The sequence below is a fragment of the Citrobacter sp. wls615 genome, assembly GCF_005281355.1.
In the GTDB taxonomy this organism is placed as follows: domain Bacteria; phylum Pseudomonadota; class Gammaproteobacteria; order Enterobacterales; family Enterobacteriaceae; genus Citrobacter; species Citrobacter werkmanii.
Genome location: NZ_SZXM01000026.1, coordinates 185,905 through 204,920, shown reverse-complemented (window position 1 = coordinate 204,920; position 19,016 = coordinate 185,905). Strand labels below are relative to the sequence as shown.

The 19,016-nt window shown below is 50.9% G+C and carries 16 protein-coding genes; 14 read left to right on the top strand and 2 right to left on the bottom strand.

Features of this window, described 5'->3' with window-relative positions:
- The first annotated feature begins 21 nt into the window (after positions 1-21).
- The 6 genes from FDX04_RS09295 to FDX04_RS09270 all read left to right on the top strand — a co-directional run bounded on the left by FDX04_RS09295 (position 22) and on the right by FDX04_RS09270 (position 7,317).
- Complete coding sequence (locus FDX04_RS09295) at positions 22-1,242, top strand: MFS transporter (protein WP_137360046.1); 1,221 nt, start codon at positions 22-24, stop codon at positions 1,240-1,242.
- A gap of 238 nt (positions 1,243-1,480) precedes the next feature.
- Positions 1,481-2,716 carry an MFS transporter gene (locus FDX04_RS09290; protein WP_079224424.1) on the top strand — a complete coding sequence of 412 codons (1,236 nt, stop codon included), beginning with the start codon at positions 1,481-1,483 and terminating at the stop codon, positions 2,714-2,716.
- A gap of 21 nt (positions 2,717-2,737) precedes the next feature.
- Positions 2,738-3,604: a quinate/shikimate dehydrogenase gene (gene ydiB, locus FDX04_RS09285; protein ID WP_137360045.1), complete on the top strand. Its 867-nt coding sequence runs from the start codon at positions 2,738-2,740 to the stop codon at positions 3,602-3,604.
- Positions 3,605-3,640: 36 nt separating this feature from the next.
- The gene (aroD, locus tag FDX04_RS09280; RefSeq protein WP_137360044.1) at positions 3,641-4,399 is read left to right on the top strand and encodes a type I 3-dehydroquinate dehydratase; all 759 of its coding nucleotides are present in this window, start codon (positions 3,641-3,643) and stop codon (positions 4,397-4,399) included.
- Positions 4,400-4,556: 157 nt separating this feature from the next.
- The gene (locus FDX04_RS09275; RefSeq protein WP_137360043.1) at positions 4,557-6,152 is read left to right on the top strand and encodes an acyl CoA:acetate/3-ketoacid CoA transferase; all 1,596 of its coding nucleotides are present in this window, start codon (positions 4,557-4,559) and stop codon (positions 6,150-6,152) included.
- Positions 6,153-6,165: 13 nt separating this feature from the next.
- Positions 6,166-7,317, top strand: coding sequence for an acyl-CoA dehydrogenase (locus tag FDX04_RS09270; RefSeq protein WP_038640230.1), 1,152 nt, complete (start codon positions 6,166-6,168; stop codon positions 7,315-7,317).
- 54 nt (positions 7,318-7,371) lie between these two features.
- Here the strand turns inward: FDX04_RS09270 and FDX04_RS09265 are convergent, their stop codons facing one another.
- Positions 7,372-8,262 (bottom strand): AraC family transcriptional regulator, encoded by an 891-nt coding sequence (locus FDX04_RS09265; protein WP_061381443.1) that lies wholly within the window; start codon positions 8,260-8,262, stop codon positions 7,372-7,374.
- Between the two features lie 474 nt (positions 8,263-8,736).
- Here FDX04_RS09265 and FDX04_RS09260 point away from each other — a divergent pair, with 474 nt between their 5' ends.
- The 5 genes from FDX04_RS09260 to fadK all read left to right on the top strand — a co-directional run bounded on the left by FDX04_RS09260 (position 8,737) and on the right by fadK (position 13,812).
- Positions 8,737-9,501, top strand: coding sequence for an electron transfer flavoprotein (locus FDX04_RS09260; protein WP_137360041.1), 765 nt, complete (start codon positions 8,737-8,739; stop codon positions 9,499-9,501).
- Positions 9,502-9,522: 21 nt separating this feature from the next.
- Entirely contained in the window at positions 9,523-10,458 is a 936-nt protein-coding gene (locus FDX04_RS09255) for an electron transfer flavoprotein subunit alpha (protein WP_137360040.1), read from the top strand.
- 55 nt (positions 10,459-10,513) lie between these two features.
- Positions 10,514-11,803 (top strand): FAD-dependent oxidoreductase, encoded by a 1,290-nt coding sequence (locus FDX04_RS09250; protein ID WP_137360039.1) that lies wholly within the window; start codon positions 10,514-10,516, stop codon positions 11,801-11,803.
- On the top strand, positions 11,800-12,093 hold the full coding sequence (locus tag FDX04_RS09245) for a ferredoxin family protein (RefSeq protein ID WP_137360038.1): 294 nt from the start codon (positions 11,800-11,802) through the stop codon (positions 12,091-12,093). The genes FDX04_RS09250 and FDX04_RS09245 overlap by 4 nt, the downstream gene beginning before the upstream one ends.
- 81 nt (positions 12,094-12,174) lie before the next feature.
- Positions 12,175-13,812: a medium-chain fatty-acid--CoA ligase gene (gene fadK, locus FDX04_RS09240; protein ID WP_137360037.1), complete on the top strand. Its 1,638-nt coding sequence runs from the start codon at positions 12,175-12,177 to the stop codon at positions 13,810-13,812.
- Positions 13,813-13,879: 67 nt separating this feature from the next.
- Here fadK and ppsA read toward each other — a convergent pair whose 3' ends face one another.
- Positions 13,880-16,258, bottom strand: coding sequence for a phosphoenolpyruvate synthase (gene ppsA, locus FDX04_RS09235; protein WP_042308787.1), 2,379 nt, complete (start codon positions 16,256-16,258; stop codon positions 13,880-13,882).
- Between the two features lie 328 nt (positions 16,259-16,586).
- Here ppsA and ppsR point away from each other — a divergent pair, with 328 nt between their 5' ends.
- From ppsR to hemP, 3 genes are all read left to right on the top strand, one after another.
- Positions 16,587-17,420, top strand: coding sequence for a posphoenolpyruvate synthetase regulatory kinase/phosphorylase PpsR (gene ppsR / locus FDX04_RS09230; RefSeq protein ID WP_038640212.1), 834 nt, complete (start codon positions 16,587-16,589; stop codon positions 17,418-17,420).
- Between the two features lie 126 nt (positions 17,421-17,546).
- On the top strand, positions 17,547-18,593 hold the full coding sequence (aroH, locus tag FDX04_RS09225; protein WP_137370827.1) for a 3-deoxy-7-phosphoheptulonate synthase AroH: 1,047 nt from the start codon (positions 17,547-17,549) through the stop codon (positions 18,591-18,593).
- A 170-nt stretch (positions 18,594-18,763) separates the two neighbouring features.
- Entirely contained in the window at positions 18,764-18,952 is a 189-nt protein-coding gene (gene hemP, locus FDX04_RS09220) for a hemin uptake protein HemP (protein ID WP_032939802.1), read from the top strand.
- Positions 18,953-19,016: the final 64 nt, after the last annotated feature.

The following is a 19,016-nucleotide window of genomic DNA, read 5'->3' as shown; positions in this document are numbered from 1 at the left end:
CTATTCGCTGAGTAACATATTATGAAAAACACCTATTTCTCCACTGCGATAGGGCTGTACTTTAATTACCTGGTCCACGGCATGGGGGTCATCCTGATAAGCCTCAATATGTCTTCACTAGAACACCAGTGGCAAACCAATGCCGCGGGTGTCTCGATTGTTATTTCCTCACTGGGCATCGGTCGTTTAAGTGTCTTATTAATGGCAGGCATGCTCTCCGATCGCTATGGCCGCCGACCGTTTATTATTTTCGGCATGATCTGCTACCTGATTTTCTTTGTTGGCATCATCAATACTCATAGCATTTTTATCGCCTATGCTTTTGGCTTTCTGGCGGGAATGGCCAATAGTTTTCTCGATGCCGGAACCTATCCCAGCCTGATGGAGGCGTTTCCCCGCTCACCCAGTACAGCCAATATATTAATAAAAGCCTTCGTCTCTAGCGGCCAGTTTCTGCTTCCCATGATTATCAGTTTGTTGGTGTGGGCCGAGCTTTGGTTTGGCTGGTCCTTTCTGCTGGCGGCAGCCATTATGATACTCAACGGCGTGTTTTTGTTTCGCTGTCGTTTCCCGACGCATCCAGGGCGTCAAACCTCCACCAGGGCATTACCTGCTCAACGGGAAATCCACCAATCTGAACATCGTTGCTCGATTCTCGATCTTGCCAGTTACACCCTGTATGGCTACATCGCCATGGCGACATTTTATCTGGTAAGCCAGTGGCTGGCGCAGTACGGACAGTTTGTCGCTGGCATGTCCTATACGTTATCTATCAAATTGTTAAGCATTTACACCTGCGGCTCTTTGTTGTGTGTATTGATTACTGCGCCACTGGCGCGCAAAGCGGAACGCGCGACATCGTTGTTGATGCTGTACACATTTATTTCATTTATTGCGCTGCTGATAGTTTGCCTGCATCCGACACCCTACGTGGTTATCGCGTTTGCGTTTGTCATTGGGTTTTCTTCAGCCGGAGGCGTGGTGCAAATCGGTTTAACGCTGATGGCGGCACGCTTTCCACATGCGAAGGGTAAAGCGACCGGCATTTACTACAGCGCAGGCAGCATTGCGACTTTCACCATTCCGCTGATTACAGCCAGGATCTCAGAGACCAGCATTGCTCATATCATGTGGTTTGATACTGGTATCGCCGCTGTCGGTTTTCTGTTGGCACTGTTTATTGGTTATCGCAGCCGCAGCGCCTTAAAGCATCAACTAAAAATGGTGACGGTCGCAAAATAATGGGGATGCAATATTGTTCCTCTCCCCTGCAACATAATTGACTGCACTATTAAAATATCAGCAAAAATTCATCAGAAAGAATTAAATTCACAGTTTACGATGCAAAATACCTGGTAAGTTAAACGCCATGCTATGTAGGTTCTATGACTACTGAACGGTATATTAATCACAAGGTCGCCGAAATTTAAAAATATCGACAAGTACGGAACAATTTTAAAATCCGCAAGGAGTTGTGAAAATGTCTCAAAATAAGACCTTTAACACGCCATTTCTTCTGGCGATAACCTGTATTTATTTAAGTTATTTCCTACACGGTATTAGCGTCATTACGCTGGCGCAAAATATGACGTCTCTCGCAGAAAAATTCTCCACAGACAATGCCGGGATTGCCTATTTAATTTCTGGCATTGGTCTGGGACGACTGGTGAGCATTTTATTCTTTGGGGTGCTCTCAGATAAGTTTGGTCGCAAGGCGATTATCCTGCTAGGCGCTATTCTGTATATGCTGTTCTTCTTCGGCATTCCCGCTAGTCCTAATCTGATGATTGCCTTTATTCTGGCCGTTTGCGTTGGTGTGGCTAACTCGGCGCTGGATACCGGCGGCTATCCGGCGTTAATGGAATGCTTCCCCAAAGCATCAGGATCGGCGGTTATCCTGGTTAAAGCGATGGTCTCGTTCGGACAGATGATCTACCCCATTGTCGTCAGCACCATGCTGCTCAACCATATCTGGTACGGCTATGCGGTCGTTATTCCAGGCGTACTGTTCGTCGTTATCACCCTGATGCTGTTAAAAAGCCGCTTTCCCAGCCAGATGGTGGATGCCGGTATCGCCAAAGAGCTGCCACAGATGCACAGCAAACCATTGGTTTGGCTGGAAGGTGTCGCTTCGGTGATGTTTGGTGTCGCGGCGTTTTCAACCTTTTACGTCATCGTGGTCTGGATGCCGAAATACGCAATGGCATTTGCCGGCATGGCGGAAGCCGACGCCCTGAAAACCATCTCTTACTACAGTATGGGTTCGTTGGTCTGCGTATTTATTTTTGCCGCCCTGCTGAAGAAAATGGTTCGACCGATATGGGCAAATGTGTTTAACGCCGGGCTGGCAACCATCACCGCAGCGGTCATCTATTTATATCCCTCTCCGCTGGTGTGTAACGCCGGTTCATTTTTGATTGGGTTCTCTGCCGCTGGCGGTATTTTACAGCTTGGCGTCTCAGTGATGTCAGAGTTTTTCCCCAGGAGTAAAGCCAAAGTCACCAGCGTTTATATGATGATGGGTGGCGTAGCCAATTTTATTATCCCACTAATCACCGGATACCTTTCTAACATTGGCCTGCAGTACATCATTTTGCTGGACTTTGCATTTGCTCTGCTGGCCTTCATCACCGCCATCATCGTCTTTATTCGTTACTACCGCGTATTTGCTATCCCCAAAAATGATGTGCGGTTGGGCGAGCGTTATTTTCAATAAATTGTTTAGAAGGAGTATCAAATGGACGTAACTGCTAAATATGAACTGATTGGTTTAATGGCCTACCCTATCAGACATAGTCTGTCACCAGAAATGCAAAACAAGGCATTAGAAAAAGCGGGACTACCTTTTACCTACATGGCATTTGAAGTCGATAACTCAACGTTTGCTAACGCGATTGCCGGCTTAAAAGCCTTAAAAATGCGCGGCACCGGGGTTTCAATGCCCAACAAGCAACTGGCCTGTGAATATGTTGATGAATTGACCCCTGCAGCCAAACTGGTCGGTGCGATTAATACCATCGTTAATGATGATGGTTACCTGCGCGGTTACAATACTGATGGTACCGGTCATATTCGCGCCATTAAAGAAAGCGGCTTCGATATTAAAGGTAAAACCATGGTACTGTTGGGCGCAGGTGGCGCGTCTACGGCTATTGGCGCGCAGGCGGCGATTGAAGGCATCAAAGAAATTAAGCTGTTTAACCGTAAAGATGAGTTCTTTGCTAAAGCGCAGGCGTTCGCCAAACGCGTTAATGAAAACACCGATTGCGTTGTGACCGTTATCGATCTCGCCGATCAACAGGCTTTTGCTGACGCGTTGGCCAGCGCGGATATTTTGACCAACGGCACAAAAGTCGGCATGAAACCGCTGGAAAACGAATCTCTCGTGACCGACGTTTCCCTGCTGCGCCCGGACCTGCTGGTAACCGAATGCGTTTATAACCCGCATATGACCAAATTATTGCAACAGGCGCAACTTGCGGGTTGCAAAACAATTGATGGTTACGGCATGTTGTTATGGCAAGGGGCTGAACAATTCAAACTCTGGACCGGGAAAGATTTCCCACTGGAGTATGTGAAACAGGTTATGGGTTTTGCAGCCTGACGGGCACGCATTTGTAATATATTTAAAGGGTAATCAATGAAAACCGTAACCGTAAGAAACCTCGTCATTGGCGAGGGTGCGCCGAAGATCATTGTCTCGCTGATGGGTAAAGACATCCCCACGGTAAAAAGCGAAGCGCTGGCCTATCGCGAAGCGGATTTCGACATTCTGGAGTGGCGCGTTGACCATTTCAGCGATGTCTCCTCCACAGATGCCGTGCTGGAAGCGGCTCGCACCATCCGCGATGTGATAGCGGACAAACCGCTACTTTTCACTTTCCGCAGCGCCAAAGAAGGCGGTGAACAGGCACTGTCTGTCGAAAACTATATTGCACTTAACCGTGCAGCAGTAGACAGTGGTCTGGTGGATATGATCGACCTGGAACTTTTCACCGGTGATGAGCAGGTTAGAGCGACCGTCGAACATGCCCACGCGAAAAATGTCAGCGTGATTATGTCGAATCATGATTTCCATAAGACTCCAGCCGCAGAGGAGATCATCCAGCGTCTGCGTAAAATGCAGGAACTTGGCGCGGATATTCCTAAAATCGCCCTGATGCCGCAAAACAAAACGGATGTGCTGACATTGTTGGGCGCTACGCTGGAAATGCAAGAGCGCTATGCGGACCGGCCGATAATTACCATGTCGATGGCTAAAACTGGGGTGATTTCACGTCTCTCCGGCGAGGTTTTCGGTTCAGCAGCCACCTTTGGAGCAGTGAAAAAAGCGTCGGCCCCGGGACAAATTTCGGTCGCCGATCTGCGTACTGTATTAACAATATTGCATCAGGCTTAATAGCAGAATATATCCACATTACGATTAGCAATGCCCTGCCCCAGATATTCGCGTAACCACGAATATCTGGCTGGCAGCTAAGTCTGATTAAATTAACTCACAATATTATTGTCGGCAATAACGACAGGTAGTCGCACGCATATAATCTGGAGTTTATATGAAATTTCCGAGACCAAACCGTATCGATGGTCGGGTACCCGTATTATCCGCAGCAGAAGCCATTAATTATATTCCTGATGAAGCAACACTTTGTGTATTAGGCGCAGGTGGCGGTATTCTTGAAGCAACTACATTAATTAATGCATTGGCAGAAAAATACAAAAACACGCAATCACCACGTAATTTATCATTAATTAGCCCAACGGGATTGGGTGACCGTGCCGACCGCGGAATCAGCCCGCTGGCGCAGGAAGGTTTAGTCAAATGGGCGCTCTGCGGCCACTGGGGGCAATCGCCACGAATCTCCGACCTGGCGGAGCAGAATAAAATCGCTGCCTATAACTATCCTCAGGGCGTATTGACCCAAGCTCTACGAGCATCAGCAGCCCACCAGCCAGGCATTCTGAGTGATATCGGCATCGGTACGTTTGTCGATCCTCGCCAACAGGGCGGCAAACTGAATGAGGTGACCACCGAAGATCTGATCAAAGTGGTGGAAATCGATAACAAAGAGTACCTCTATTACAAAGCCATTGCGCCAAACATCGCGTTTATTCGCGCGACGACCTGCGATAGCGAAGGCTACGCCACCTTTGAAGATGAAGTGATGTATCTCGATGCGCTGGTGATTGCTCAGGCCGTACACAACAACGGCGGGATCGTCATGATGCAGGTGCAAAAAATGGTGAAGAAAGCCACTTTGCATCCGAAAGCGGTGCGTATTCCGGGCTATCTGGTCGATATTGTGGTCATCGACCCCGACCAAACGCAACTGTACGGTGGCGCGCCGGTTAACCGTTTTATTTCCGGCGATTTTGTCCTTGATGACAGCCAGCAAATTGCCCTGCCGCTTAACCAGCGTAAACTGGTGGCCAGACGCGCGCTGTTCGAAATGCGTAAAGGCGCAGTCGGCAACGTTGGCGTGGGCATCGCCGACGGGATTGGCCTTGTCGCACGCGAAGAAGGTTGTGCCGACGATTTTATTCTGACGGTCGAAACCGGCCCGATTGGCGGCATTACGTCTCAGGGCATCGCGTTTGGCGCCAACGTTAACACCCGCGCCATTCTGGATATGACCTCCCAGTTTGACTTCTACCACGGCGGCGGCCTGGATGTGTGTTATTTAAGTTTTGCTGAAGTGGATCGGCACGGCAACGTCGGTGTACATAAATTCAATGGCAAAATTATGGGCACCGGCGGTTTTATCGATATTAGCGCCACCTCCAAGAAAATTATTTTCTGCGGCACGTTAACTGCCGGAAGTTTGAAAACGGAAGTTGCCGATGGCAAGTTAAATATCGTGCAGGAAGGTCGGGTGAAAAAATTCGTTAACGAATTACCTGAAGTGACGTTCAGCGGGAAAATTGCCCTTGAGCGTGGTCTCGATGTGCGCTACATCACCGAACGCGCTGTATTTACGCTAAAAGAAGATGGTCTCCATTTAGTTGAAATTGCGCCAGGGGTCTCTTTGCAGGAAGACATTCTCGACAAAATGGACTTCACGCCGATTATTTCCCCAGACCTGAAATTGATGGACGAAAGATTATTTATCGATGCCTCGATGGGCTTTGTATTACCCGACGCAGCCAATTAAAAGGAGTACCCTGATGGACTTTTCATTAACTGAAGAACAAGAACTGTTGCTTGCCAGCATTCGCGAGCTGATTACCAGCAATTTCCCGGAGGAGTATTTCCGCACCTGCGATCAGACGGCGACTTATCCGAAGGAATTTATGCGAGCCCTTGCGGACAACGGTATTTCGATGCTGGGCGTTCCGGAAGAGTTTGGCGGCATCCCGGCTGATTACGTCACCCAGATGCTGGCGCTGATGGAAGTGTCAAAATGCGGCGCGCCCGCATTTTTGATCACCAACGGTCAGTGCATCCACAGTATGCGACGTTTTGGCTCCGCCGAGCAGCTGCGTAAAACAGCAGAAAGCACCATGGAAACGGGCGATCCGGCGTATGCGCTGGCATTAACCGAGCCGGGAGCAGGCTCCGATAATAATAGTGCCACCACCAGCTACACCCGCAAAAATGGCAAGGTGTATCTCAACGGGCAAAAAACATTTATCACCGGCGCTAAAGAGTATCCGTACATGCTGGTGCTGGCTCGCGACCCGGAGCCGAAAGATCCGAAGAAAGCCTTTACGCTGTGGTGGGTGGATTCTAAGAAACCGGGCATTAAGGTTAACCCGCTGCATAAAATCGGCTGGCACATGTTAAGCACCTGCGAAGTCTATCTTGATAACGTTGAAGTGGACGAAAGCGATATGGTCGGCGAAGAAGGCATGGGCTTCCTCAACGTAATGTACAACTTTGAAATGGAACGCCTGATCAACGCCGCGCGCAGCACGGGGTTTGCCGAATGCGCCTTCGAAGATGCCGCTCGTTACGCTAACCAGCGCATCGCATTTGGTAAGCCGATTGGTCATAACCAAATGATCCAGGAAAAACTGGCGCTGATGGCAATAAAAATCGAAAACATGCGCAATATGGTGCTGAAGGTCGCCTGGCAGGCCGATCAGGAACAGTCGCTGCGAACCAGTGCGGCACTGGCAAAACTGTATTGCGCACGTACGGCAATGGAAGTGATTGACGACGCGATTCAGATCATGGGCGGACTGGGTTACACCGATGAAGCACGCGTATCCCGATTCTGGCGCGATGTCCGCTGTGAGCGGATTGGCGGTGGTACCGATGAAATCATGATTTACGTCGCGGGTCGCCAAATCCTGAAAGATTATCAAAATAAGTAAGCGGTATAACTGCCCGGATAGCGCAGATGCGCTATCCGGGACCGTGCGGGGGAATCAGACTTCAGGCATCAGGCATTCTTGCTCAGCAAGGTTATTTTTAAACTGCTTACGATAATCGCTGGGAGTACATCCCACATGCCGCTGAAAAAGTTTGGCAAAATGATCGACGTTTTCATACCCTACCCGCCACGAAATTTCCGCCAACGAGGCCTCGGTATTGGTCAGGGAAAATTTCGCTTCTGTCATTCGTCGCTGAATAACATAATTGATGGGTGAAATACGATACTCCCGGGTAAATTCATGACAGATATAGCTCACGCTGGCGCGGAATTTTTTAGATAACTGTTCGAGAGTGATCTTTTCGCGGAAATTGTTATTCAAATAGACTAATACATCTTTAATTAAGACATCTTTTTTAATATATCCCTGTTCAGAGCGGTAAGCATTTTTAAAGTTTTCGTAATATAAAACGGTTAATGCATACGCGAATGCGTCATAAGCAGAAGATGTCAGGTTGTTCTTACTCTGCGGGAGCATCACCCCCAGTTCATTAAAAATACTCTTAATAACCTCTTTACCCTGACTGACGCTAATGACCGGACACGAGTGCGTCTGCAATAGCTGATTATCCTGCCAGCCGTTAAACCGAAAACCATAGAGCGCACAGGTGTAAGTGGTAGCCGGTGCGCTGCTATCAGATGCAACCGCATGCAATCGCCCTTGCTCAATCACCACAATGTCCCCGGCATGCGCGACATATAGCGAAGAGTCGATGATTAATCTTGCAACACCCTTTTTGACATAGATAAGCTCCGTTTCATTATCATGAACATGATGGCCGGACTCCCAGTTAGGATCATCGCTAATGACGAATCGGGAAAGTCTCGGCGTTTTCCCCTGCTCAAAAAGGGTCTCCATGGCATTATCAAAGCAGCGTTGATACATGACAACCTCCACCTAAAGGCAGTAATTTTGCGAATAATTAATATCGGAAAGCGAAAACGATAATGATGTTATACAACGTTATTCCTTGCTGGCGAAACAAAATTATTTGCGTCGACTGCAAGATGATACCTCCTGCCCCGTCGCGCTGTTCTCCACGATTATTACCGTTTTATAAAAAACGAAAAGAATAAATGTTATTAATTCAACATTAACAATTTACATATCAGAAACAAATTAAGCGTATAAACGCTAAAAAACAGGATGCATTTCGCAATTATCCTTCCCTGGTTTGTGTGTTCTTTTTTTTCTTCAGTACACACTCCCGAGTTCCCGTTTATAAAATAAGCATTCCCGCCTCACTTTTTTTTGCAAGATTGTTGGGAATGAAAACAGATTGCTCCGTCGAAAACAGTCCCCTCTCTGCCGCACACTATTTTCAGTTAATTTTCCCAACTGTGGATGACTGGAGATGCCATGAAAATAATAACCTGCTTTAAGTTGGTGCCTGAAGAACAGGACATTGTTGTTACCCCACAGCGTTCGCTTAACTTTGACCGGGCCGACGCCAAAATCAGCCAGTTTGATCTGAATGCGATTGAGGCCGCGGTGCAACTGAGTACGGAGGGTGATGAAATCGTCGCTTTAACCGTGGGCGGCTCGCTACTGCAAAATTCCAAAGTGCGTAAAGACGTGCTGTCACGTGGACCGGACAGTTTGTTCATGGTGCAGGATCCACAGCTGGAGCATTCATTGCCCCGCGATACCGCTCAGGCGCTGGCCTGCGCGGCCAAAAATATGAATTTCGACCTGATGCTGTTCGGCGAAGGATCGGGGGATATCTACGCCCAACAGGTTGGCTTACTGGTTGGCGAACTGTTGCAACTCCCGGTGATTAACGCCGTCAGCAACATCCAACGTAACGGCGACCGCATTGTGGTTGAGCGCACGCTGGAAGATGAGGTCGAAGTGATTGACCTGCCGCTCCCCGCTGTACTCTGCGTAACTTCGGATATCAACACGCCGCGTATTCCCTCAATGAAAGCCATTCTCGGCGCGGGTAAAAAGCCCGTCACGCCGTGGCAAGCCAGCGATATTGGCTGGACGCCTGCGTCACCGTTAGCGGAACTGGTAAGCCTCACCGTACCGCCACAAACAGAACGTAAGCACATCATTCTGGAAAATGACTCAGCTGAAGCCATAGCCGAACTGGCGGAACACCTGAAAAAAGCCCTGAACTAAGCTCAACGGAGAGAAATTATCATGAGTAAATTAGCTAACGTATGGGTGTTCAGCGATAACGTAGAACGCTACGCAGAATTAATGACCGGCGCGCGACAGTGGGGTGAACACGTCCATCTTATTGTCCAGGGCAGCGAACAGGCTAATCAGGTCAAACCCCTGGGCGCCGATGAGATAATCGTGCTCGAAGCTCCCTCCGGTTTACAGCGTGTAGAAAATTACGCCGAAACCATCACAACGCTGATACAAGAACACGCCGGAATGCTGTTGATGCCCGCCACAAAACGCGCGAAATCACTTGGGGCACGGTTAAGCATCCAACTCAATGCCGCGATGGTGAACGACGCAATATCGGTGACGCTTGAGGATGACACCGTGTTCGCAGAGCACCGCATGTATGGTGGCCTGGCATTCGGCAAAGAAAAAATCAAAAGCGCGCTGGCAATTATCACGCTAGCCCCAGGCCTGCTTGAACCCGTAGCGGAAAACGCATCGCACAATTGCCCTGTTGTCTCGGCAGCTTACATCGCACCGCTTCATGAAATTATGTGTCAGGAACGTCGCGCCAAATCTGTGAGCAGCGTGGACCTCAGTAAAGCAAAACGTGTGGTTGGCGTGGGGCGCGGCCTGGTTGCGCAACACGATCTGGAGATGGTGCACCAGCTGGCATCCGTACTGGGGGCAGAAGTGGGCTGTTCACGCCCGATTGCCGAAGGCGAAAACTGGATGGAGCGCGAACGCTACATTGGCGTTTCTGGTGTGTTACTGAAGTCAGATCTTTACCTCACGTTGGGCATCTCAGGACAAATTCAACACATGGTCGGCGGTAACGGCGCGAAAGTCATTGTCGCTATCAACAAAGACAAGAAAGCCCCTATTTTCAATTACGCCGATTACGGCCTGGTAGGCGACATCTACAAAGTTGTTCCGGCCCTTATCGAACATCTCAGCCACTAATCCCCCATTTAACGCACATCTCCCGCTGCCTTGCGGCGGGAAAGGAGCATAAAGCATGTCAGATGAAAAATTTGATGCCATTGTGGTCGGTGCTGGCGTGGCGGGTACAGTTGCAGGCTACGTTATGGCGAAGGCCGGGCTGGACGTGCTGGTCATCGAACGCGGAAACAGTGCGGGCAGTAAAAATATGACCGGTGGGCGACTCTATGCGCATACTCTGGAACGCATCATGCCGGGATTCGCGCAAGAAGCGCCACTCGAACGTAAAGTGACCCGCGAAAAAATATCCTTCCTGACCGAAGAGAGCGCCGTAACGCTCGACTTTCATCGGGAAAAAGACAACGCGCCAGCACAGGATTCTTACACCGTGTTGCGCAACCGGCTTGATCCCTGGCTGATGGAAAAAGCAGAACAGGCAGGCGCGCAGTTCATCCCCGGCGTCCGCGTTGATGCGCTGATCCGCGAAGGTACCAGAGTCACCGGTGTGCAAGCCGGTGACGATATTCTCGAAGCCAATATTGTCATCCTGGCCGATGGCGTCAACTCAATATTAGGACGGTCGCTGGGGATGGTACCGCCCTCTTCCGCTCACCACTATGCCGTTGGCGTAAAGGAGTTGATCGGCTTACCGCCGGCTGTAATTGCGGACCGATTCAACCTCTCAGGCGATGAAGGCGCAGCCTGGCTGTTTGCCGGTTCACCGTCCGATGGACTGATGGGGGGAGGCTTTCTGTATACCAACCAGGACTCGGTCTCTCTGGGGCTGGTATGCGGGCTGGGGGATATTGCTCACGCGACGAAAAGTATTCCACAAATGCTGGAAGACTTTAAGCAACACCCGACTATTCGTCCGCTGATTGCGGGAGGAGAACTGCTGGAGTATTCCGCACATATGGTGCCGGAAGGCGGGCTGGCAATGGTACCCAAACTGGTTGATGACGGCGTAATGATCGTCGGCGATGCCGCGGGTTTCTGTCTGAATCTGGGTTACACGGTGCGTGGTATGGATTTAGCAATAGCCTCCGCAGAAGCCGCCGCCCAAACCGCCATTGCAGCCAAAGAACGCAAGGACTTCTCCGCCAGCAGCCTGATGGACTACAAACGCGCCCTTGAACAGGGCTGTGTGATGCGTGATTTACAGCATTTTCGCAAGATCCCGGCGCTGATGGAAAACCCGCGCTTGTTCACCCAATACCCTCGCATGGTCGCGGATATCATGAACGATATGTTCACCGTTGATGGGCGTCCGAACCAGCCGATTCGTAAGATGATGATGTCCCATGCGAAGCAAATTGGGTTGATGAACTTACTGAAAGACGGCATCAAGGGGGCAACTGCGCTATGAGTCAGGACAATACCGTTAACGTCGACGTCAAGCTGGGCGTCAATAAATTCAATGTCGATGAAGGTCACCCGCACATTATTCTGGGCGAACATCCCGACCTTAACGAATTTCGCAAACTGCTGAAGGCCTGTCCCGCCGGACTGTATAAGCAGGACGAGAGTGGAAATATTCATTTTGATTCTGCTGGCTGCCTGGAATGTGGCACCTGTCGAGTGCTGTGCGGCGATACTATCCTCGAACAATGGGAGTATCCGGCAGGAACATTTGGCATTGATTTCCGCTACGGCTAACGGATTGAGCCGTTGCACCCCGGATCGGCCTCCACGGCCAATCCGGTCAGACGTATGCCGATATTATCCTGGGAATAACGAATGAGTATCACACTAACGTTTAACGCCGAACGTCGCGAAGCCTGGCGACAACAAGGTTTATGGGGAGATGCTTCGCTTGGCGATTACTGGAACCAAACAGCCAGAGCCATGCCGGATAAAATCGCCGTGGTTGATAATCATGGCGCTTCATATACCTATGCCGCACTCGACGGTGCCGCCAGCAGTCTGGCGAGCTGGTTTTTAGCCTGCGGTATTCAACCCGGCGATCGCGTCGCTTTCCAGTTGCCGGGCTGGTGCGAATTTACCATTATTTATCTGGCCTGCCTGAAAACCGGAGCCGTTTCCGTCCCGTTACTACCCGCCTGGCGCGAAGCGGAGTTGGTATGGGTATTGAATAAATGCAAAGCGAAGATTTTTTTCGCACCTACCCTGTTTAAACAAAGCCGACCGGTCGATTTGATCCTCCCCTTACAAAACCAGTTACCGCATCTGCAACAGATTGTCGCCGTGGATAAACTGGCCCCGGCAACCACCGCGCAGGCGCTCAGCCAACTGCTTTTAGCACCGCCGTTAAGCCAAACGATTAACGTCCACGCTGATGAACTGGCAGCGGTACTGTTTACCTCCGGAACCGAGGGGATGCCGAAAGGCGTAATGTTAACTCACAATAACATTCTTGCCAGCGAACGCGCCTACTGCGCCCGTCTCAATCTCACCTGGCAAGATGTGTTTTTAATGCCCGCGCCGCTTGGCCACGCTACCGGTTTTCTGCATGGCGTTACCGCACCGTTTTTAATCGGCGCACGCAGCGTGTTGTTGGATATTTTTACTCCAGACGCCTGTCTCGATCTGCTGGAGCAACAGCACTGCACCTGCGTACTCGGCGCAACGCCATTTGTCTATGACATGTTGTGTCGCATGGAAAAACGCTCCTGCGATCTCTCCTCGCTACGCTTTTTTCTATGCGGAGGTACCACCATTCCGCAAAAGATTGCCCGTGACTGCCAACGGCTCGGCATTAAATTGTTAAGCATATATGGCTCAACGGAGAGCTCGCCGCATGCGCTGGTCAATCTCGATGATTCACCTTCCCGCATGATGACCACCGACGGCTATGCTGCCGCAGGGGTCGAAATTAAAGTCGTCGATGAAGCGCGCAATACCCTGCCCGCAGGAGTAGAAGGTGAAGAAGCCTCGCGTGGTCCCAATGTTTTTATGGGCTACCTCGATGAACCCGAACTGACCGCCCGTGCGCTGGATAAAGAAGGTTGGTATTACAGTGGCGACTTGTGCCGGATGGACGACGCGGGATACATCAAAATCACCGGGCGTAAAAAAGATATTATTGTGCGCGGTGGGGAAAATATCAGCAGCCGCGAGGTGGAGGATATTTTATTGCAGCATCCACGCATTCATGATGCCTGCGTTGTCGCGATGCCGGACGAACGGTTAGGTGAAAGGTCGTGCGCTTATGTGGTACTAAAAGCCCCACATCATTCGCTGTCGCTGGAATCTGTCGTCGCCTTTTTTAGCCGCAAACGGGTGGCAAAGTATAAATACCCGGAGCATATCGTGGTTGTCGAGAAGTTACCGCGCACAGCGTCCGGTAAGGTACAAAAATACCAGTTGCGTCAGGATATTATTAAACGTTTGAGCATGGAGAGTGTTGCAGGATAGAGCGCCGGATGGCGATGCTAACGCATCTTATCCGGCCTACGTTGAATAGGCCGGATAAGGCATGATATTACTTGTTCAGTTCAGCCAGGCTCAGCCAGGTCTGTACGACTGTGTCCGGGTTCAGCGACAGACTGTCGATCCCCTCTTCCATCAGCCAGGCCGCGAAGTCTTCGTGGTCAGAAGGTCCCTGACCGCAAATACCCACGTATTTGCCCTGTTTCTTAGCAGCGCGAATCGCCATCGACAGCAGCGCTTTCACCGCGTCGTTACGCTCATCAAACAGTTCAGAAACCACACCCGAGTCACGGTCCAGGCCCAGCGCCAGCTGCGTCATGTCGTTTGAGCCGATGGAGAAGCCATCGAAGTACTCAAGGAACTGTTCTGCCAACAGGGCGTTAGACGGGATCTCGCACATCATGATGATCTTCAGGCCATTCTCGCCGCGTTTCAGCCCCTGACGCGCCAGCTCTTCAACCACCGCTTTCGCCTGGGCAACGGTACGTACAAACGGTACCATCACTTCAACGTTAGTCAGACCCATGTCGTTACGGACACGTTTCACCGCGTCACATTCCAGTGCGAAACAGTCGCGGAAGCTGTCTGAAACGTAACGGCCCGCCCCGCGGAAGCCCAGCATTGGGTTCTCTTCGTGCGGTTCATAACGCTCACCGCCAACCAGGTTAGCATATTCGTTGGACTTAAAGTCCGACATACGCACGATGACGCGTTTCGGATAAAACGCCGCGCCCAGCGTCGCGATCCCTTCCGTCAGACGACCAACGTAGAATTCACGCGGAGAGTCGAAACCTTTCATCATGCCGCGGATTTCATTTTGCAGCTCAGGCGTCTGGTCATCAAACTCCAACAGCGCACGAGGGTGCACGCCGATCATGCGGTTAATGATAAATTCCAGGCGCGCCAGACCAACGCCTTCGTTCGGCAGGCAGGCAAAGTCGAAAGCCCGGTCCGGGTTGCCGACGTTCATCATCACCTTCAATGGCAGATCCGGCATAGTCTCCACGCTGGAGCTCTTCACGCTGAAATCAAGCATCTCAGCGTAAACATAACCGGTGTCGCCTTCGGCGCAGGAGACAGTGACCTTCTCACCATCCTTCATGCGCTCGGTGGCATCGCCACAGCCAACCACGGCAGGGATCCCCAGTTCACGGGCAATGATCGCCGCGTGACAGGTACGGCCACCACGGTTGGTCACAATCGCCGCCGCTTTCTTCATGATCGGTTCCCAGTCCGGGTCGGTCATATCAGTCACCAGTACGTCGCCGGGCTCAATACGGTTCATTTCGCTGATGTCGTGAATAACTTTGACCGGGCCGGCGCCAATGCGGTGACCGATGGCGCGACCTTCCGCAATAATTTTACCCTGGGCGTGCAGCGTATACCGCTCCATCACCTGCCCGCGAGAACGCACGGTTTCCGGACGAGCCTGAACAATGAACAGCTTGCCTGTATGACCGTCTTTCGCCCATTCGATGTCCATCGGACGACCGTAATGCTTCTCGATCTGTACCGCCTGCTTCGCCAGTTCCTGCACTTCGTCATTGGTCAGAGAGAAAATATCGCGCTGTTCCTGCGGCACATCCTCAATGGTCACCTGCTTACCGTGTTCCTGGGTTGGCGCGTAGACCATACGGATTTTTTTCGATCCCATGGTGCGACGAACGATAGCCGGACGGTTAGCCGCCAGCGTCGGTTTGTGGACGTAGAACTCATCCGGGTTAACGGCCCCCTGCACCACCATCTCGCCCAGGCCCCATGCGGAAGTGATAAACACCACCTGGTCGAAACCGGATTCGGTATCGATGGAGAACATAACGCCTGAGGACGCAAGGTCGGAGCGCACCATCCGCTGGACGCCAGCAGAAAGCGCCACGCCACGGTGATCATAGCCCTGGTGAACACGATAAGAGATCGCGCGGTCGTTAAACAGCGAAGCAAATACGTGTTTGATAGCGACCAGGACAGCATCGAAGCCCTGGACGTTGAGGAAGGTTTCCTGCTGACCTGCAAATGACGCATCTGGCATATCTTCTGCGGTGGCGGAAGAACGCACGGCAAAAGAGGCATGGGCATCGTCTGCTGACAGCTGCGCGTAGGCATCGCGGACGGCATTTTCCAGCTCCGGCTGGAAAGGAGTGTCGATAATCCACTGGCGGATCTGTGCCCCGGCTTTCGCAAGCTCGGTAACATCATCAATATCCGTTTTATCCAGCAGCTCATAAATGCGCTGGTTTACACCGCTTTGGTCCAGAAACTGGTTAAACGCATCGGCGGTTGTTGCAAAACCATTCGGTACGGAAACACCCATACCGGAAAGGTTAGTAATCATTTCACCCAGGGAGGCATTTTTGCCCCCAACTCTGTCTACATCATTCATGCCGAGTTGGTTATACCAAAGCACCAGCGGTGACGAGCCATTGTTGGACATCGAACAATCCTTATATATGAACGAGGTTAGGAAACTCAATTTTGCGTATTTATCTTTGCATATTTACCGCGGCGAAAAAAACGGTGAATCGTTCAAGCAACTTTATTTTTTATTTTTTAAGATTGTTTCCGCATTTGCGCAAACCCGCGAGCGACAGGGGATCACCACAAAAACTATCGGTATAAACATTTGTTCCGAAAAATGAAATGTACTTTTCATTAAATATAAAAATAGCGTTTCAGTTTATAAAAGTGATAGCGCAATATTCGCTTCTGGCGAATTTTAATTTATGCTTTCAGAGAATTATGTCTGCCCCAGGATGCACAAAATGGATAATGCTGTTGATCGTCACGTTTTTTATATTTCTGATGGTACGGCCATCACCGCCGAGGTATTGGGCCACGCGGTAATGTCGCAATTTCCGGTCACTATCAACAGCATTACGCTGCCGTTTGTTGAAAACGAGAGCCGCGCGCGCGCGGTTAAAGACCAGATTGACGCCATTTACCAACAAACCGGCGTGCGTCCTCTGGTGTTTTACTCCATCGTCTTGCCGGAAATCCGCTCAATCATTCTGCAAAGCGAGGGGTTTTGTCAGGATATCGTGCAGGCGCTGGTCGCCCCATTGCAGCAAGAGATGAAGCTCGACCCAACGCCGATAGCCCATCGTACCCACGGCCTGAATCCCGGCAACCTCAACAAGTACGATGCGCGTATTGCCGCCATTGATTACACTCTTGCCCATGACGATGGTATTTCGTTGCGCAACCTCGATCAGGCGCAGGTGATCCTGCTCGGCGTTTCCCGTTGCGGCAAAACCCCGACCAGTTTGTATCTGGCCATGCAGTTTGGTATCCGCGCGGCCAACTACCCCTTTATTGCCGATGATATGGATAACCTGGTGCTGCCCACGTCCCTGAAGCCGCTGCAGCATAAACTGTTCGGCCTGACCATCGACCCCGAACGCCTGGCGGCGATCCGCGAAGAGCGACGGGAGAACAGCCGTTACGCCTCTCTGCGCCAGTGTCGGATGGAAGTTGCCGAAGTGGAAGCACTGTACCGGAAAAATCAGATCCCATGGTTGAACAGTACCAATTACTCGGTAGAAGAGATTGCCACCAAGATCCTCGACATTATGGGGCTGAATCGCCGCATGTACTAGAATGCTAGTGCATTGGTTCGATTTTTTGTTATTATGCTCGCCACCAGGCCGGATGAGTGTGATATTGTGATGCACATCACTTCCCGGTAGTCCTGCCGTTGAAGCAACAAATTTCTGAGACAAGTAATGAACAGAACCGATGAACTCCGTACTGCGCGTATTGACAACCTGGTCACTCCAGCAGAGCTTGCGCAGCGGCATCCTGTTTCGTCCTCCGTCGCCCGTCATGTTACGGACTCCCGACGCCGGATAGAAAAAATATTGAACGGTGAAGACCCCCGTTTGCTGGTGATCGTAGGCCCTTGCTCGATTCACGATCTTGATGCCGCAGTGGAATACGCCACGCGTCTACAGGCGCTGCGCGAAAAGTACCAGACGCGTCTCGAAATCGTGATGCGTACCTATTTTGAAAAGCCACGCACCGTCGTGGGCTGGAAAGGCTTAATTTCCGACCCGGATCTGAACGGCAGTTACCGTGTGAACCACGGCATTGAGCTGGCGCGTAAATTGCTGTTGCAGGTCAATGAACTGGGTGTACCCACGGCAACGGAATTCCTCGACATGGTGACCGGCCAGTTTATTGCCGATTTAATCAGTTGGGGCGCCATTGGCGCGCGCACCACCGAAAGCCAGATCCACCGCGAAATGGCGTCTGCTCTTTCCTGCCCGGTTGGGTTTAAGAACGGCACGGATGGCAATACCCGTATCGCTGTCGATGCGATTCGCGCCTCCCGCGCCAGCCATATGTTCCTCTCCCCGGATAAAACCGGCCAGATGACCATTTATCAGACCAGTGGTAACCCATACGGGCATATCATTATGCGCGGTGGTAAAAAGCCAAATTATTATGCTGAAGATATTGCCGCCGCCTGCGATACCCTGCACGAATTTTCCCTGCCTGAGCATTTGGTCGTCGATTTTAGCCACGGTAATTGCCAGAAGCAGCATCGCCGTCAGTTGGAAGTGTGTGATGACGTATGCCAGCAAATTCGCAACGGTTCGACGGCGATTGCCGGGATCATGGCGGAAAGTTTCCTGCGCGAAGGCACGCAAAAAATCGTTAGCGGTCAGCCGCTGGTTTACGGTCAGTCGATTACCGACCCGTGCCTGAACTGGGAAGATACTGAACTGCTGGTGGGCAAACTCGCCTCTGCGGTTGATAGCCGTTTTTAACGCTGTTCACCGGGTAACACTACGTTGCCCGGTGGTAATTCTTTGTTTTTCCCTTCATTGTTGTGCAAAAACCGTTCCCGTCACAATTATTTCACAAAAACGCTTGCCGCAAATTTGCAGTTTGATGATAATGATTATCATTGTTACATTGATTGCTATTTTTAAACTCTATGTCACGTATGGATAACACAACAGCAACGCCTGCAAAAGAAAAAACACCGCCTGTCGTCGCCGCAACCGAGCGTCGCATTGACAGTAAAAGTTTGCTGGGCAAAGAAGGACGCGTGATTATAGAGCACGATGGCCAGCACTACCTGCTGCGCCAGACCCATGCTGGAAAACTCATTCTGACTAAATAAACGACACTTTTCGCCAGCCACCCAGGTGATACCCAGGCAGCCAGCGCTTTTCGATTTTCTAATG

Coding starts and splice junctions, on each gene's coding strand:
- FDX04_RS09295 (WP_137360046.1), top strand. CDS start 22: ATGAAAAACACCTATTTCTCCACTGCGATAGGGCTGTACTTTAATTAC.
- FDX04_RS09290 (WP_079224424.1), top strand. CDS start 1,481: ATGTCTCAAAATAAGACCTTTAACACGCCATTTCTTCTGGCGATAACC.
- ydiB (WP_137360045.1), top strand. CDS start 2,738: ATGGACGTAACTGCTAAATATGAACTGATTGGTTTAATGGCCTACCCT.
- aroD (WP_137360044.1), top strand. CDS start 3,641: ATGAAAACCGTAACCGTAAGAAACCTCGTCATTGGCGAGGGTGCGCCG.
- FDX04_RS09275 (WP_137360043.1), top strand. CDS start 4,557: ATGAAATTTCCGAGACCAAACCGTATCGATGGTCGGGTACCCGTATTA.
- FDX04_RS09270 (WP_038640230.1), top strand. CDS start 6,166: ATGGACTTTTCATTAACTGAAGAACAAGAACTGTTGCTTGCCAGCATT.
- FDX04_RS09265 (WP_061381443.1), bottom strand. CDS start 8,262: ATGTATCAACGCTGCTTTGATAATGCCATGGAGACCCTTTTTGAGCAG.
- FDX04_RS09260 (WP_137360041.1), top strand. CDS start 8,737: ATGAAAATAATAACCTGCTTTAAGTTGGTGCCTGAAGAACAGGACATT.
- FDX04_RS09255 (WP_137360040.1), top strand. CDS start 9,523: ATGAGTAAATTAGCTAACGTATGGGTGTTCAGCGATAACGTAGAACGC.
- FDX04_RS09250 (WP_137360039.1), top strand. CDS start 10,514: ATGTCAGATGAAAAATTTGATGCCATTGTGGTCGGTGCTGGCGTGGCG.
- FDX04_RS09245 (WP_137360038.1), top strand. CDS start 11,800: ATGAGTCAGGACAATACCGTTAACGTCGACGTCAAGCTGGGCGTCAAT.
- fadK (WP_137360037.1), top strand. CDS start 12,175: ATGAGTATCACACTAACGTTTAACGCCGAACGTCGCGAAGCCTGGCGA.
- ppsA (WP_042308787.1), bottom strand. CDS start 16,258: ATGTCCAACAATGGCTCGTCACCGCTGGTGCTTTGGTATAACCAACTC.
- ppsR (WP_038640212.1), top strand. CDS start 16,587: ATGGATAATGCTGTTGATCGTCACGTTTTTTATATTTCTGATGGTACG.
- aroH (WP_137370827.1), top strand. CDS start 17,547: ATGAACAGAACCGATGAACTCCGTACTGCGCGTATTGACAACCTGGTC.
- hemP (WP_032939802.1), top strand. CDS start 18,764: ATGTCACGTATGGATAACACAACAGCAACGCCTGCAAAAGAAAAAACA.